The sequence below is a fragment of the Frankia sp. AiPa1 genome, assembly GCF_023243075.1.
In the GTDB taxonomy this organism is placed as follows: Bacteria; Actinomycetota; Actinomycetes; order Frankiales; family Frankiaceae; genus Frankia.
Genome location: NZ_JALKFZ020000168.1, coordinates 13,537 through 27,709 on the forward strand (window position 1 = coordinate 13,537; position 14,173 = coordinate 27,709).

Here is a 14,173-nt window from a genome sequence, read left to right on the forward strand (position 1 = left end):
TCACCTGGCCGGCAGGTACTGGTCGGTGACGACGTCCGCGGTCGCCACGGTCGTCTTGATCAGGTTCTCCTGGCGCATCCAGGCGATGAACGAGGTCCAGTCGCTGGTGTCCATCCGGCCGAAGCCGTCCGGGTTGCGCAGGAGCGGTGCGGTCGCCTTGATCATGGTGGGGAGGAGTTTGGGGTCGTAGCCGTCGGTGACGCCGTCCAGTGCCGCGCCGGCCTTCGTGGGATCGGCGAGCACCCGGTCGTTGCCTGCGGCGGTCGCCTTGAGGAAGTCGCGGACCAGGGCGGCATAGGCCGGGTCCTTCGCGAGACGGCTGCGCCTGGCGATGATCACCAGCTCGTCGTACTGTGGCACGCCGGCCTCGGTCACCGGAATGATCTTCGGCGCGAGGTTGCGGGCGGTGAGAGTGACGCCTTCGACGTTGCGGTAGGCGCCGAGCGTCGCGTCCACCTTCTTCGAGATCATCGCGGGCAGCAGGTCGGCGCCGACGTCGATCCGGTGCATCGAGGCGGGGTCGAAGTGATTGGCCCGGGCGATGGCGTCGAGGAACGCCTCGTCGGTGCTGAGCCCCGAGGTCCCGATGGATTTGCCGGCGAGGTCCGCGGGCTTCGTGATGCCGGCCGATCCGATCGCCATGATCGAGTTGAGCGCCGTCGGGACGAGGGCGCCCACCGCCACGACGTCAAGTTTCTGGGTCGCCCCGATGATCACTTCGGGTTCGTAGGAGATGCCCAGGTCGACGGTGCCGGTGCTGACCAGCTTCAGCGGGTCGGATGGGTCGGAGGGTGAGCGCAGGGTGACGTTCAGCCCGGCATCCCGGTAGTCCCCGTTGTCCAGTGCCGAGTACAGGGCGAGATGGTCAGGGTTGGGCTCCCAGTCGAGCAACACCGTCGTGGACCGCCGTGCCGCGCCCGAGGAGCCGCCGGAGCCGCCGGAGCCGCAGGCCGCCGTGGCGGCCAGCACGAGCGCGAGCAGGGCGGCTGTGCGCGTGGACAGCCGGCGCAGGCGCGGCGAGATCATCGGGAGGTCCCTTCCTGGGAGGAGTACACGGTGGCGGGCTCCGAACGGCCGACGTGGGTACGGCCGGCGTCGGCGGTTCGGGGGGCGGAGGGCCGATGCCAGGGGACGAGCAGCCGCTCGGCGGCGCCCACCAGTGCGAACACCGCCACGGACATGGCGGTGAGGAGCACGATCGCGGCGAACACCAGGGCGGACTGCAGCTGCGGCACGCCTTGGCGCATCACATGGCCGAGCCCGTCGGCGGCACCGGAGTACTCGCCGAACACCGCGCCGGTCGCCGCGTAGGCGGCCGCGAGTCGAAGCCCCGTGAACATCGACGGCAGCGCCGCCGGGAACTCGACCCGGGCGAAGATGGCCAGCCGTCCACCGTGCAGGGTGCGCATCATCGCGATCAGGCGCGGGTCGACCGAGGCGAGGCCGTCGAGTGTGCCGACGACGACCGGGAAGAAGCAGATCAGCCCGACCAGGATCAGCTTAGGCGTGATCCCGTACCCGAAGACGATGGCGAGAATCGGCGCGATCACGACGATCGGGATCGTCTGCGAGCCGATCAGCCACGGGTACAGGGCCCGGCGAGCCGCGGCCGAGAAGTGCAGCGCGCAGCCGAGGCCAAGCCCACCGACGAGGGACAGGGCGAAGCCGAGGACGATCTCCTTGAACGTCACCCAGGTGGCGCTCGCCAGAGTGTCGTGCCAGCGCCGCACCAGCGTCGAGGCCACCTGGTCCGGCGCGGGCAGAATGTACTCCTCGACGTGCAGCACCCGGGTGACGAACTCCCAGCCACCGAGCACGACCAGGCCGACCAGGGCGCTCTGCCACGGCACCTTCTGCCACAGTGCTCTCGGCCACAGTGCTCTCGGCCACGACGCTCTCGGAGCTCTGGTCATCGGGTGGGCTCCGGCGCGGCGGCGCCATCCCGTGCGCCCGAGCCGTCCGAGGCTGAGTTGCTCCAGGCTGAGTTGCTCCAGGCTGGTTCGTCGTGGGTGGCCGCGGCCAGGGCCGGATCGCGGGCTCGTTCCAAGCTGGCCAGGACGGCATCACGCAGGGCGACGAAATTCGGATCGGCGAGGCGTGCCCGCCGCGTGGCGCCGCTGGTGATGTTCGCCGCGGGCGCCACGTCGAAGGTTTCGAGGATTCGGCCGGGACGGGCTGACATCACCGCCACCCGGTCGCACAGCAGCAGTGCCTCCTCGACGTCATGGGTGACGAGCAGCACGGTGCGCGGCTCGTCGGTGAGGGTGGAACGCAGCCAGTCCTGCAGGTCGGCGCGAGTGATCGAGTCGAGCGCGCCGAACGGCTCGTCGAGCAGCAGCACCGGTTTGCCGGCAGCGAGTGTGCGCAGGAACGACACCCGTTGGCGCATCCCCCCGGACAGCGCGGCTGGTCGGTGGTCCGCGAACTCGGCCAGACCGAACCGCGCCAGCAGCGGCCACACCTGCCGGGACGCCTCCGGCCGGGACAGGCCCTGGTTCTCCAGGGGGATGCGGGCGTTGGCCAGCACACTGCGCCACGGCAGGAGGAGGTCCTGCTGCGGCATCCAGGCGCAGTGCGCGAGACGACCAGCCGCGTCGACGCGGCCGTGCACGTCCACGTGGCCGATGTCCGGCTCGTCCAGCCCACAGACGATCGACAGCAGCGTCGACTTGCCGCATCCGCTCGGACCGACGATCCCGACCCGGCGTCCGGGCTCGACCAGCAGATCGACGCCGGCGAGCGCGATCGTGTCGCCGAAGCCGCGACGGACATTGACCAGCTCGATGCCAGGACCGAGCGGCAGCACTGGATCCGCTGCCGTGTGCCCCGTCGACGTGGTGCCTGCCGGCGCGCAGGCCGCTGGTATGTGTTCCGATGGGGTGCGTTCCGACGGTGGGAGATCGGATGGTGCGAGTCGGGCCGGTGTGCCATCCGATGTCGATCCGGCGGCTGTGCGGCGGCGCGTGACCACGATGAACTCCCTACGCCGGCATTACCCGGACAGGTTCAGGCGGTCGGCGGCGCCGGGCTGATGCCCAGCCGCCCTCTCAGCCTCCTCGGGTGGAAGCTCCCGCGTCGATCGCCCAAAAGTACGGCACGCTCAGCCTTTCGCCAACCCCACGACCCTGTTCGCGCACCGTGACATTCATCCACGGACCAGGCGGTCGCCCGGCCGACCGATGTGCGCCCCGGCTTCTGCCCCGGCTCCGGCTTCTGCCCCGGCTCCGGCTCCGGCTCCGGCCCGGCTCCGGCCCGGCTCCGGCCCGGCTCCGGGCCAGGATGCCGATTGCGCGCCAGACCGTCGGGGCCGGCGCGGGGCCCGTGTGATCACGAGGCCAGCGCCGGACGGGAACGGGGCACGGCTGGTTGCCAGCCCCGCTGGCGCAACGCACCGGTGACGACCCGGACCGCCTGCTCCGGTGACTCCCGTACCATCCGCGTCGGCAGGCGGACGACGAGGTGGCCGGCGGCGTCGGAAGTGGCGGACGGCGCGCCGGCGCTGGTCGCCACCTCGGTGCGGACCGGCCATGGGTCGAAGCAGATCCGCAGCCTGGAGGTCGGCTCGTCGGGCGGGCCGTCCATCAGATACCGGGCGGCGGGCAGGAGATAACGCTGCTCGAGCTGGCGGAACAGGGCTTCGGTCAGCAGTGGAGCGTCGGTCTCCAGGACGTCGAGGGTCTCGGCGATCAGGGTGCGGCGGGTGATTGGCCCGCGCCGGGCCAGCGCGTCCCGCAGGCCGCGTAGCGGCACGATTCCCTGCGACACGGCGTCGGTGAGAATCGTGACCGCCTGCGATCGCGACGGAGCCCACTCGGCCATGTCGATCACAGAGCGGCCGGGCGTCGTTCGGCGTGGATCGTGCCGTCGGTCCAGGTCGGCGGCCGTGAGGCGGGCACTGTGCCGCAGGACGACCCCCGGTGGCGCCGCGCTGCGCCGGGAGGTCGGGAGCAGGAGGGTCACCGGCGCGTCGGCGTATCCGACCAGGCCGGCGAGACGGGCCGCGCTCGCCCCGGCGAGCACCGCATCGGCGCCAACGGCCTGCACCGCCGCCCACAGGTGCGCAGGGCCGTCGGACGGGGAGAACTCGGTGAGCAGAACGCCACGGTAGGGCTGTTGCCAGCGCCCGTCGGCGAGATGCTGCCGGATCTCGGTAGGAGGGACGCCGGCGGCGACCGCATCGCGGATCGTGATGACGCCGGCCTGGTGGGTGGCGATCTCCTGCCAGGGGAGTCGGCCAGGGGTATGGGCCATGCATCAACAATGATGGTTGTTCCTGTGTTGATGTCCTGCATTTCTTTGGTTGTGGAAAACTTGCCGGTGGACAGCCGTGGGTGGCGAGTCGCCGGTCGGCGCGCGCATCGGGCGACCGATGTCCCGGCCGGCGACGACCATCGCGAGGCCCTCGTCGCATGATCCGCATCCGGTCGAAGCCCGGCATGGGATGTGGTCCCTTGACCTGACTCCGCTGGTCCCCTGGGGGGCGACACGCTCCCGCTGGACGGCCGGCGTCACCGTCTGTAGCGGAATGGCCGGCGCTGGGCGGGCTCAAGATCCAAAGAGGTCCTTGTGGGGGTGTTCGTGTCCGGTTTGCCCCCCACGACGACCTGTGTAGCAGGATCTTGCTCCGTCGCCCACCGCGGAACGTAACGTTTGGCCGGGGGCTGCTGCCGGGGTGGGGGTAGGTGGGGTGGGGGCGGGTGCCTTGGGGGCGGGAGCGCGCAGGGGCCGTGCGGTCAGGGGCCGTGTCGTCAGGGGCCGTGCGGTCAGGGGCCGCGCCATGCGCCCTCTCCCGCCTGGCCGGCAGGGTCCTGATCCGCGCCTGCCTTGCGGCGTGTTTGCGTGACCAGCGCCGGACGACGGCGTGCGGGGAATCAGGTCGACTCAGGTCGGTTCGCGTGGCGCGTGCCGGCCCGCAGGCGACCGCGACGCGGCGGGACGCCGTGGCCCTCTTCCGGGGTCGGCGCGGCGGGGGAGTCCTGGCCCTTGGCCGGTGCCGGCGCGGAGCTGGCGGGCGGCGTGTTCGTGCCCCGCGGGGGTGGCCCGTTCGGCCGGCGAGCCCGTTCGGCCGGGAGATTCCCGTGGGTCGGGGGAGTCCTGTCGGCCGGGGAAGTCCTGTCGGCGGAGTGCGGTCTGGCCGTCAGCTGCGAGGTGTCCGGCACCCAGCCCGTCGCGGCTGGTCCGTCGGCGCCCGAACGCTGTGTCTCCGGTCGGCTGAGATCCCATCCCCTCTGATCCGGCCGTGCTGCCCGGGGCCATCCGGCCGACGGCTGTGCTGCCGTGGACGGCCAGGCGGCGGACGGTGCCGACGGCGCCGGGTAGCTCAAGGGGCTGATCTGCGGCGCCGCCGACGGTGGCGGTGGCGGTGCCGGTGGCGCGGGCGGCGAGTGGGGGCGGTCAGTGCCGACCGGCGGCGTGACGTTCGTCGGCGCGGTCCGCGGTGGCGGGCTCATGGGCGGCGCGAACCGCGGTGGCGTGATCGGTGACGGGACGGCCTCCTGGGGGGCGACCGACGACGGCGCGACCTGTGGCAGGGAGGTCCATTGCGGGAAGGCCCACTGCGGCGCGATCGACGCGGGGCCGGCCTGCGGCGGCGCCACCGGGGGTGGCGCGGCCGGGGGTGGCGGGACAGCCTGCGACGCGGGGAAGTGGGGTTGGGGCAGCGCACTGGGCGCCGTGGGGCGGTGGGCCGCGCCGGGGAAGCGGGCCGCGGTCGCGCGGTCGACCGGGGAGACGCGGGGGAGCAGAACGGTGCCCGGGTTGCAGTCGCCCAGCACCACCCGCTGCGGTCCGTTCACCGCGTTGACCAGCAGGAAGGCGGTGGCTGGCAGGGTCTGAACCGTGGTCGGCTCGACCAGGAACTCGTAGACCCGGGCGGAGGTCTCGCCGTCGGTGGTCGAATCGCTGAGCGACGAGTTCACGGTGCGTTGCCACGTCTGTGACCGTGATGTCGTCACCGACTCCTGCCAGCCGGTGTTGGTCGAAGTGTTCTGCAGCCAGGGCAACAGGCGGGTGCCGTCGTAGGTGCGGGCGGAGCCGCCACTGGTGCCGGCTGTGTCGGAGGTGCCGTCCTGGGTGCCGACGCTGTCGCTGTCGCCGACCGTGAAGCTGCGACCGATCTGCGCGGTGACCTGCGAGAGGACGAAGCGGTGGCCACGGCCGATGAACTCCGCGGCGGTGGTCGCGTCCTTGCCGTTGCCCAGCCGCATGATGATCGTGGACGCGCCCTGGCTGCCGAGGACGCGTTCGGCGTCGTCGGCCAGCCGCTCGAACAACAGCACGAGGCGCGTCCCGGCGATCTCGGCCTGTCGCGCGAGACTCGTCAATACCGGGCGGCCGAGCTGGTCCGCTCCCGCGACCACCACCAGATCCCGGCTGGTCGCCGGCCCCAGGACTCGTCTGCGCAGCTGGTGGAGCAGGGCCTGGACCACGAGCCGGTCCGCCAGCTCCTTGTGATGGGTGGCGGCCATGCGGCTGGATGTCGCGATCACCCGTAGGCCGTGCACCGGCCACCAGGCGCCGAGGCGACGGCCGCCGGTGCTGAGGAGGTCCGGGGGTTGAGGTTCCGGTTGTGCCCCCGGCATCATCGCGGTGCCGGCCAGTTCGGCGCCCCACCGGCCGGCGCCCGTCGCGGGACTCCCCGGGAAGCCTGGAGGAAATCCCGCGCCGCCGGCCTGGATGCCCCCGCCCCCCGCCGGGACGCCGGCCGGCGGCGGGCACAGCGCCTGCAGCGAGGAGCGAAGGTAGCGCAGCTCGTCGGGGATGCGTTCACCACGGCCGAAGGCGTTCATCCGGCCGACCAGTTCCATGGCCTCCGGCGTGGAGATCGCCACCGTGCGGGTGCTGTCGTCGAGGCCCTCGAGGACTCGCAGGCCTTCGGCGAGGCGCCGGAAGGTCAGCCGTTCGCCGAGCACCTCGCTGACCGAGCTGATCAGGTCGGCGTGCAGCGCCCGGCGATGCGGGTCGGGTTCCCGCGCGCCGGTCGGTTCGAAGGCGTCCGCGACGAGCTCGCCGGCCTCGCGTGGCCCCAGGCCCACGAGCAGTTCGACCTCGTCCAGCTGGCCGGGCAGATCCCAGGACTCGACGGGTCGTCCCACCTGTCCGGCGAACCGGGCCAGGCCGCCGCCCACCGTCCGCTCGCTCAGATCGACCAGCAGGATGCCGGCCCCGGCGGCGAGCTGCGACGTTCCCGCCGTGGCCAGCAGGCTGGCCCAGCCGTCGCCGTCCCCGCCGAACACGTCGATGCGGGCAGTCGTGGCCGGCGCGGTGATCGGGTGGAAGGCGCTGCTGGCCTCCCGCCGCCGCTGTTCGGCCTGGTCATGCGCCGCGATCTGTGCTTGCCAGGTGGACATCGCCACCTCGTGGCGGGCGCGGGCCTTCGCGCTGACGGCCGTCGACTGGCGTCGCGCGCGAGTGAGCCGCACCTGCCCGACCAGCACCGGCAGCCCCGCCAGCAGTGCGAGGCCGAGTCCCGCCGGCACGAACACCAGCCCGCCGTCCCGGGCGAGCAGCACACCGAACCCGACGAAGAGCACCGGCAGCAGCATCCTGACCCACAGGGAGCGCACCGCGTGCCGACGCCGCTCGGTGAGTGCCGGCAGATCGGGGAGCTGGGGTGGCGTGAACACCGGTTCCTGGTCGACCAGCGGGCTCGGGGCGGGCGGCCCGCCATCGACGAACTCCCAGCCCCAGCGCTCGCCCGGCACGTTCAGACCGCGCGCGAGCTGGGCTTCCGCCGCCAGCATCGCACCGTCCATCCTCGTCCCCCGACCCGTCTGGATGGTCTTGATCAGCCTGGATTTCCACGCGTCGTGGCAGGCCGGTCTCTCCTGGTGCAGTATATGGCGTGTAGTATCCGTTCTGTCGCTTTATGCGGTGGTGGGTGCCGTCGTCGGACCTGCTGTAGTCGGATCGCCGCCGCCGCCGCCGCCGGTGGTGGTGGTGGCGCTACTCCTGCGGGTGGACAAGGCCCGCGATCTGGTCAACGAGGTCGGTGAGGTGTGGTCCGTCGCAGGCGCGGCGGAACGCGACGAGGATGGCCGCACGGTCCGTCCCGCCACCGAGCGTGCGCACCGCGTCAGCCAGGCCGCTGCCGGCTGGATCGCCGATGACGACCTGGTCCGCGCCGACGGCGTAGACCGGGCTTGCCTGCAGCCAGGCGATCTGTTCCCCGAGCGAGCCGCCGGGGAGGTCGAGACCCCGGTCCCGCCAGGAGTCGGTGAGCGGGTGTGGTGGCGCGGCCGTGCCCTGGCGACGCACCGCCGCACCGAGAGCGACCCGAACGTCCTGCCACCGGTACACCCCTGCGGTGAGCCGGCGCGACTCGGGCGCACCGCGCGTCCCGTCCGGGCTCGCGGCGAAGTCGCCCGCGTCACCTGGGATCCCGCCGGGGCTGCCGGGGCTGCCGGGGCTCTCGGCGGGGATTGCGGGCGGGCTGCCGGCACCCGTCGTGCTGCCGCCGTCCTCGGCGGATGCGATGCCGGCGGATGCGATGCCGGCCTCGGCGAGCAGGCCGCGCACGGTGGTGTACAGGGCGTCGGCGAACTCGTCGGGATCGACAAAGGGGGCCAGCAGCGTGGCGCGGGCGGCGGTGGCGCTGTCCACGGCGTGCGCGAGCAGGCAGTCGAGGTGGCGGGGCGGGGCCGCCGCCAGCACCGCCCGTAGCGCCTCGGATGGGCGCGACGGTGCCGCCCGCAGCAGATCCGCGAACCCCATGACCTGGTGTGCGGCCAGCGCCTCCACCCACAGCACCACCAACGGTTCCCGGGCGGCGAGAGCCGCGGTCTCCGTCTGCTCCAGGTCGCAGGCACTCGTGCGCAGGCATGCCGCCCCGCAGCGGGGACTTCGCCGGGCGGCCAGCGGCACCGTGTCGTGGCGGGCGCCGTCGGGCGATTCCCGGGCGTCACCGGGGGGCATCCGGGCGAGGACGGGGCGGTCCATGCCGTCGACGCTGACGGCCGCCACCCCGGCGGGCAGCGCGACGACGACCTCGGACTGTTCGGGACGCAGGTTCATCGTGGCGCCGACCGCCTCCCGGTCGTCGGCGGCCGGGAGGCGGTGCATCACCTTCAGTGCCGTGTTCTTGATCACGTCGGGCAGGATCTTCGCCGGGATCTGCTCGACGACGACGAGCCCCTCGCCGTACGCGCGGATCTCCGCGAGCAGCGAGGCGAACAGCTCGACGGCGGCCGCGGCCGGCCCGTCAGTGACGTTTTTCAGCAGTCGGTGGGCCTCCTCGACGACAAGCACGTGGCGTAGCCCGCCCGCGCCGGCTGATCCGTACCGAACTCGCAGGTGCTCGACGATGCGGATGAGCACCGCCCCGAGCAGGAACGCCTTGTCCTGGTCGCTGGTGATGTCCTCCAGCTCGAAGACCACGTTGCGGGTCAGCAGTGCGCCGATGTCGAGCGGATGGCCGCCCTCGAAGAACCGGCCTGGACTGCCCTGGCGCAGGCTGCCGATGCGTACGTCGACGAAGCCGCGGACGTCCGCGGTGACCTCCGCGCCATACCCGATGTTCTCCACCACCCGGGTCGCGCTGCGCTGCAGATCGCTCAGGCTCGGGTAGCGTCGGCGCGCGTCGACGAGTGGGTCGGCGTTCGGACCGCGCACGTGCAGGCGCGGTCGGTGCGCCGGTTCGGGCCGGTCCAGAACCAGGTTCCAGCCCAGGTCCTGATAGCAGGCCGTGAGTGCTCGCGAGAGCACCTGCGGAAACGGTTCGTGTGCCTCGAAGGCGGCCAGGAACAGCGCGCGGACCAGGTCGACGTGGCTCTGCAGCGGGAACCCCGCCTCGGGTTCCAGCGGGTTGAGCGAGGCGGGTGGCGCGTCCAACCGACCCGGTCGGATGACCAGAACCTCCCCGAGCCCGCCGCCGGCCAGGCCCGCGGGCGCCGCGGGCGCCGGGGGATCCGCGAGGTCGGCGAGGCGTCCGGCCATCCGGGCGTACTCCGCCTTTGCCGGCTCCAGCACCAGCCAGGGCACGGGATCGGGCATACGGGTCAGTGACTCGAGCAGGCCGCGCACGGTCTGTGACTTGCCCGAGCCGGTGGCACCACAGACGAAGGCATGCCGGTTGAGCGTCGCTCGGGGCACGCTGAACGCGCCGGCGGGCATCCAGGCCGCGTCGAGGACGTCGCCAAGCGGCACCGCTCCGGGCGTTCCGGCCGGGTCCGCCGGGCCGGTCAGGTCCGGGCCCTCCGGGGTGACGTCGAACGAGTGCGGGGCGACCAGAGTGATGCCCGGCAGCTCCCGGGCCGGCGGACGGGCCACGGCGGCGAGCAGCTCGGCGCCGGCCCGGAAGGGGCTACGGGCGGCCGTCCGGGCCTCGGTCGGTGTCCGCGCCGCCAGTGCGCCGGCGAGCGAACTGACCGGGCCGAGCGGGCGCAACGTGTAGGGCAGCTCGTCAAGATCGCTGGCGCTGCACAGCAGGGCGGCCACCGAGAACGCGCTGGCCTGGCTGCCCGCCCCGACCAGGATCTCCACGTCCCACATCCCGCTGGCCGCGGCCCGCCCGAGCTCCCGATGACGCTGTTCGGCCCGTTCGAGCTCGAGCCGGGCGTCCTGGTCATGTTCGCGCATCCGCAGCGCCGGGATGGTCCGGGCCAGTGCGTCCCGCTCGGCCTCGAGCCGATGGGATGGCACCGGCCAGGCCACCACCAGCCAGGCGAACGGCCCGGCGAGATGAGCGGCGTAGTCGTCGAACGAGCCGCGGCGCGGCCCGGAGCCGGCTCCCTGGCCGCCGCCGCTGCCGCCGCCCGGCTGGCCGGACGGCCCGGATGCCCAGAGCGCGTCGGGCGCGCCCGCGCAGCGCAGCCAGTGAGGAATCCGGGTGAGATCCGCGGCGACCGCCCCGGCGGGTAGCGGCCTTGAGGTTGCTCCCGGCGGATAGAGGATGGGCACGGGCCGGTCGGGTCGGCCCGGGTGTGCGAGAGTCGCCGCGGGACGGCGGGAACGCCAGCCGGCCGGCTGCGGCGCCCCCGGCCGGTGTACGCCGGCCGGGGGAGGCTCCGGGAACGGCGGCAGCTCCGGAAGTCCGGTTCCGAGACCCGAGTCGCCGAGCAGCGAGCCGTCGAGTTCCGCCGCGCCGTGCGTCGGTCCATCGAGATCAGCGCCGCGGAGCGGGCCGCCGTGTGGCTGGCCGGGGCCGGTGAGCTGGGCGGGGCCGGTGAGCTGGGCGGCGCCGCGCGAGGGAGGCTTTGCCGGGACGGACGGGCTGGGGGGAAAGTACGGCTGGCCGCCCACGAGGATCTGGATGTGGGCGTCACCCGGGCCGCGCAGCCAGGCCACGGCGAGGCCCGCGCCGGCCTGGCCGTCGTTGTCCAGGGAGATCAGCTCGGCATGCGCGCCGACCAGCGCCGCGAACAGCGCTGACGGGACGGGGTCGGGCCCGGCTCCGGCGTCGGGCCGGCGCGGGGCGCTGAGGATGCGATGAAACTGAAAGCCGTTGAACACGGTCGTCGGGCCTGCTTCGTCGAGAGCCGGCGGGGACATCCACGAATTGATCGCGAGATCGGGGCGGATAGCCGTAGTTGTTGTTTCGTTCAGGATGCCTCGACGTGCATGCCTGGTCTCCCCGCGTGGTCCTATGTTGTCTGTCCGTGGCCGCTGGGAGGTGACCGGATGTCCGGGCGCCGCCGGGCGCCGTCGGGCGCCGTCGGCGTGGCTTGGTGCCGTCAGGCGCCAGGGCTGTTCCGTCGCGGGCACCATTGGTGGTTCCGGGATGAGGGTGCACATCTCGTGGACGCCGCCGGCCTGGACGGGGGCGGAGCCTGGGACCACCCCGCACCTGCGGATTCGCGAAACGTATTGTCGGGATCGGCATGACCGGCCGGGCCGCGGGCCGCCTGGCGCGCAGGACCGGCCCCGCGCAGTACCGTCCAGACAGGGACGTCGCCCAGCCCGCGACATTGCCCGGGAACCGGAGCCCATGGCTGATCACCGCAGGAGACGGCGCGCGACGCGGTCCGGCGCGGACGCCGTCCGTGCCCGGCCATCCGTGATCATCGCGGCGGCCGCCGGAACGACTCTTGTGGTCGGCGCCGCGGGCGCCCTGAATCTCGGCAGCTCGCCCGCTCACCGTGACGGCACCTCGGCCCGGGTGGCGTCCGCGCCGTCATCGGCTCCGGCCACGACCGCCGGGAGCACCGTCGCCGCTGCCACCGCTGCCGCCACCCGCGGGTCGGCGCGCTCGGTTCGGCCGAACTGGGCCGCGGGCCCCGTCGCCGGCGGATCGGGTGCCACGGCAACGGCGGCGGGATCTGGTGGCGTCGGCGGGTTCGCCGTCGGTGGCGGCGCGGCGGTACCGGGAATCGGCTCGGTGATGATGAGCCGGGTGCCCCGGGACGCGCGCCAGGTCATCGTCGTCAGTGGTGCCGGCCACGACGCGAGCATCAACAACGTCACGCTGTGGCAGCGGGCGGACGAGAAGGCGCCCTGGGTGCCCTATGGCGTCCCCATGACCGGGCGTAATGGTGCCAACGGGTGGACCGAGACCCACCGCGAAGGCGATCTGCGCAGCCCGATCGGCGTGTTCGGTCTGACGGCGGCCGGCGGCCGGCTGCCTGACCCCGGAACCGCGATGCCCTACGAGTACCGGCCGTCCTTTTACCAGACCGCCGCGCCGCAGGGCGAACCGATGGCCGACGCGTTCAACTACGTCGTCGCGATCGACTACAACCGGGTCGCCGGCCGCCCGCCCTCGGACCCGGCCCGTCCGCTTGGCGATCAGGTCGGCGGTGACATCTGGCTGCATGTCGACCACCAGTCGGCCACCCGGGCCTGCGTCGCCCTGCCGCAGGGCGAGCTGGTCTCGATCCTGCGCTGGCTGTCGCCCAGCTCCCATCCGGTGCTCGTGATGGGGGACGTCGCCGACTTGGGCGCCGAACTCTGATGGGCGTCTCCGGGGGGTGCGCCGGTGCTGGCGGCACCATGCTGGTGAGGGAGCCGGCGCAGGAGCACCACGCTGGTGAGGTCGGACGACCGTTGAGGCGTGGACGACCGGTGAGGCGCGGATGAGTGGTCGCACCACGGATGGGCGGCGGCTGCGCGAGCTCGTGCTGCTGCGCCGGGTCCGCGACCGGATCGACCGGGAGTACGCCCGCCCGCTCGACGTGGAGGCGCTGGCCCGTGGCGTGCACATGTCCGCGGGCCATCTGAGCCGTCAGTTCCGACTCGCCTACGGCGAGCCGCCTTACTCCTATCTGATGACGCGCCGGATCGAGCGGGCGATGGCGCTGCTGCGCCGCGGTGATCTGAGCGTCACCGACGTCTGCTTCTCGGTCGGGTGCTCCTCGCTCGGGACCTTCAGCAGCCGGTTCACGGGGCTCGTCGGGATGACGCCGAGCGCCTACCGGCGCGAGGCCGTCCGCTCGGCGGCGGGCCTGCCGTCCTGCGTGTCGAAACAGGTCACCAGACCGGTCCGGGTACCGGGTGGCAGCGCGCCCCCCGGTACCGCGCGCCCGACATCGCCCGCAGCGCCGTTCCCGGCGTCGGCCACCCCGGCGTCGGCCACCCCGCGTCCGGCCACCCCGCCATCGGCAGGGCCCGCATCGCCCCTCCCACCGCTGGCCGCGCCCGTCCGCCGGACCGCGATCCGGTCAGGAATCGAGAAGCGCGGCTCGCAAAGCCGCAGCTAGCCTGGCCGCCATGAGCAGCATCACGATTCACGGCAGCTTCCTCCCGCATGACGATCCGGAGGCGTCCCTGACCTTCTACCGCGACGTTCTCGGCTTCGAGGTCCGCGCCGACGTCGGGCAGGGCCCGATGCGCTGGATCACGGTCGGCCCCGCCGACCAGCCCGGGACGTCCATTGTCCTGGCCCCGCCGGCTGTCGACCCGGGTGTCACCGACGATGAGCGGCGCACCGTCACCGAGATGATGGCCAAGGGCACCTACGCCATGATTCTGCTGGCCACATCCGACCTGGACGGCGCCTTCGACCGCCTGCAGGCCAGCGAGGCGGAGATCGTCCAGGAACCCATCGAGCAGCCGTACGGCGTTCGGGACTGCGCGGTGCGAGACCCTGCCGGGAACCTTGTCCGCCTGCAGGAGGCGCGCTGAGCTGGGACGACGAGACCCGAGGTGACGCGTCGCGCCGCTGGGGCCGGCGGCCGACGCGCCCACAGAGCCCGACGGGTCGTCGCTGGACCGAGCCGACCAGACGACGTGCCTGACCGGA

The 14,173-nt window shown here is 73.1% G+C and carries 8 protein-coding genes, 1 pseudogene and 1 riboswitch; of the genes and pseudogenes, 3 read left to right on the forward strand and 6 right to left on the reverse strand.

The genetic code is table 11. The features are described 5' to 3' along the window. From MXD95_RS19935 to MXD95_RS19960, 6 genes are all read right to left on the reverse strand, one after another. Positions 1-1,026 carry an ABC transporter substrate-binding protein gene (locus MXD95_RS19935; RefSeq protein WP_250642188.1) on the reverse strand — a complete coding sequence of 342 codons (1,026 nt, stop codon included), beginning with the start codon at positions 1,024-1,026 and terminating at the stop codon, positions 1-3. Continuing rightward, positions 1,023-1,913 carry an ABC transporter permease gene (locus tag MXD95_RS19940; RefSeq protein ID WP_250642189.1) on the reverse strand — a complete coding sequence of 297 codons (891 nt, stop codon included), beginning with the start codon at positions 1,911-1,913 and terminating at the stop codon, positions 1,023-1,025. Before MXD95_RS19940 ends, MXD95_RS19935 begins: the two co-directional genes overlap by 4 nt. Then, entirely contained in the window at positions 1,910-2,806 is an 897-nt protein-coding gene (locus MXD95_RS19945; protein ID WP_250642190.1) for an ABC transporter ATP-binding protein, read from the reverse strand. Before MXD95_RS19945 ends, MXD95_RS19940 begins: the two co-directional genes overlap by 4 nt. Before the next feature lie 155 nt (positions 2,807-2,961). Further along, a riboswitch (TPP riboswitch) is annotated at positions 2,962-3,084 on the reverse strand. A gap of 243 nt (positions 3,085-3,327) precedes the next feature. Then, entirely contained in the window at positions 3,328-4,251 is a 924-nt protein-coding gene (locus tag MXD95_RS19950) for a type IV toxin-antitoxin system AbiEi family antitoxin domain-containing protein (RefSeq protein ID WP_250642191.1), read from the reverse strand. Positions 4,252-4,871: 620 nt separating this feature from the next. Further along, complete coding sequence (locus MXD95_RS19955) at positions 4,872-7,742, reverse strand: hypothetical protein (RefSeq protein ID WP_250642211.1); 2,871 nt, start codon at positions 7,740-7,742, stop codon at positions 4,872-4,874. A 202-nt stretch (positions 7,743-7,944) separates the two neighbouring features. Next, positions 7,945-11,487 carry an ATP-binding protein gene (locus MXD95_RS19960; protein WP_250642192.1) on the reverse strand — a complete coding sequence of 1,181 codons (3,543 nt, stop codon included), beginning with the start codon at positions 11,485-11,487 and terminating at the stop codon, positions 7,945-7,947. A gap of 436 nt (positions 11,488-11,923) precedes the next feature. Here MXD95_RS19960 and MXD95_RS19965 point away from each other — a divergent pair, with 436 nt between their 5' ends. The 3 genes and pseudogenes from MXD95_RS19965 to MXD95_RS19975 all read left to right on the forward strand — a co-directional run bounded on the left by MXD95_RS19965 (position 11,924) and on the right by MXD95_RS19975 (position 14,055). Beyond that, positions 11,924-12,886 carry a hypothetical protein gene (locus tag MXD95_RS19965; protein ID WP_250642193.1) on the forward strand — a complete coding sequence of 321 codons (963 nt, stop codon included), beginning with the start codon at positions 11,924-11,926 and terminating at the stop codon, positions 12,884-12,886. A 121-nt stretch (positions 12,887-13,007) separates the two neighbouring features. Further along, a pseudogene (locus tag MXD95_RS19970) lies at positions 13,008-13,418 on the forward strand (helix-turn-helix transcriptional regulator); the annotation flags it as partial. A gap of 223 nt (positions 13,419-13,641) precedes the next feature. Continuing rightward, positions 13,642-14,055 carry a VOC family protein gene (locus MXD95_RS19975; RefSeq protein WP_250642194.1) on the forward strand — a complete coding sequence of 138 codons (414 nt, stop codon included), beginning with the start codon at positions 13,642-13,644 and terminating at the stop codon, positions 14,053-14,055. Positions 14,056-14,173 lie beyond the last annotated feature (118 nt).

Excerpts from the sequence above, each read along its gene's own strand:
- MXD95_RS19965 (WP_250642193.1), top strand. The coding sequence starts at position 11,924 with ATGGCTGATCACCGCAGGAGACGGCGCGCGACGCGGTCCGGCGCGGAC.
- MXD95_RS19975 (WP_250642194.1), top strand. The coding sequence starts at position 13,642 with ATGAGCAGCATCACGATTCACGGCAGCTTCCTCCCGCATGACGATCCG.
- MXD95_RS19950 (WP_250642191.1), bottom strand. The coding sequence starts at position 4,251 with ATGGCCCATACCCCTGGCCGACTCCCCTGGCAGGAGATCGCCACCCAC.
- MXD95_RS19955 (WP_250642211.1), bottom strand. The coding sequence starts at position 7,742 with ATGCTGGCGGCGGAAGCCCAGCTCGCGCGCGGTCTGAACGTGCCGGGC.
- MXD95_RS19935 (WP_250642188.1), bottom strand. The coding sequence starts at position 1,026 with ATGATCTCGCCGCGCCTGCGCCGGCTGTCCACGCGCACAGCCGCCCTG.
- MXD95_RS19960 (WP_250642192.1), bottom strand. The coding sequence starts at position 11,487 with ATGTCCCCGCCGGCTCTCGACGAAGCAGGCCCGACGACCGTGTTCAAC.
- MXD95_RS19940 (WP_250642189.1), bottom strand. The coding sequence starts at position 1,913 with ATGACCAGAGCTCCGAGAGCGTCGTGGCCGAGAGCACTGTGGCCGAGA.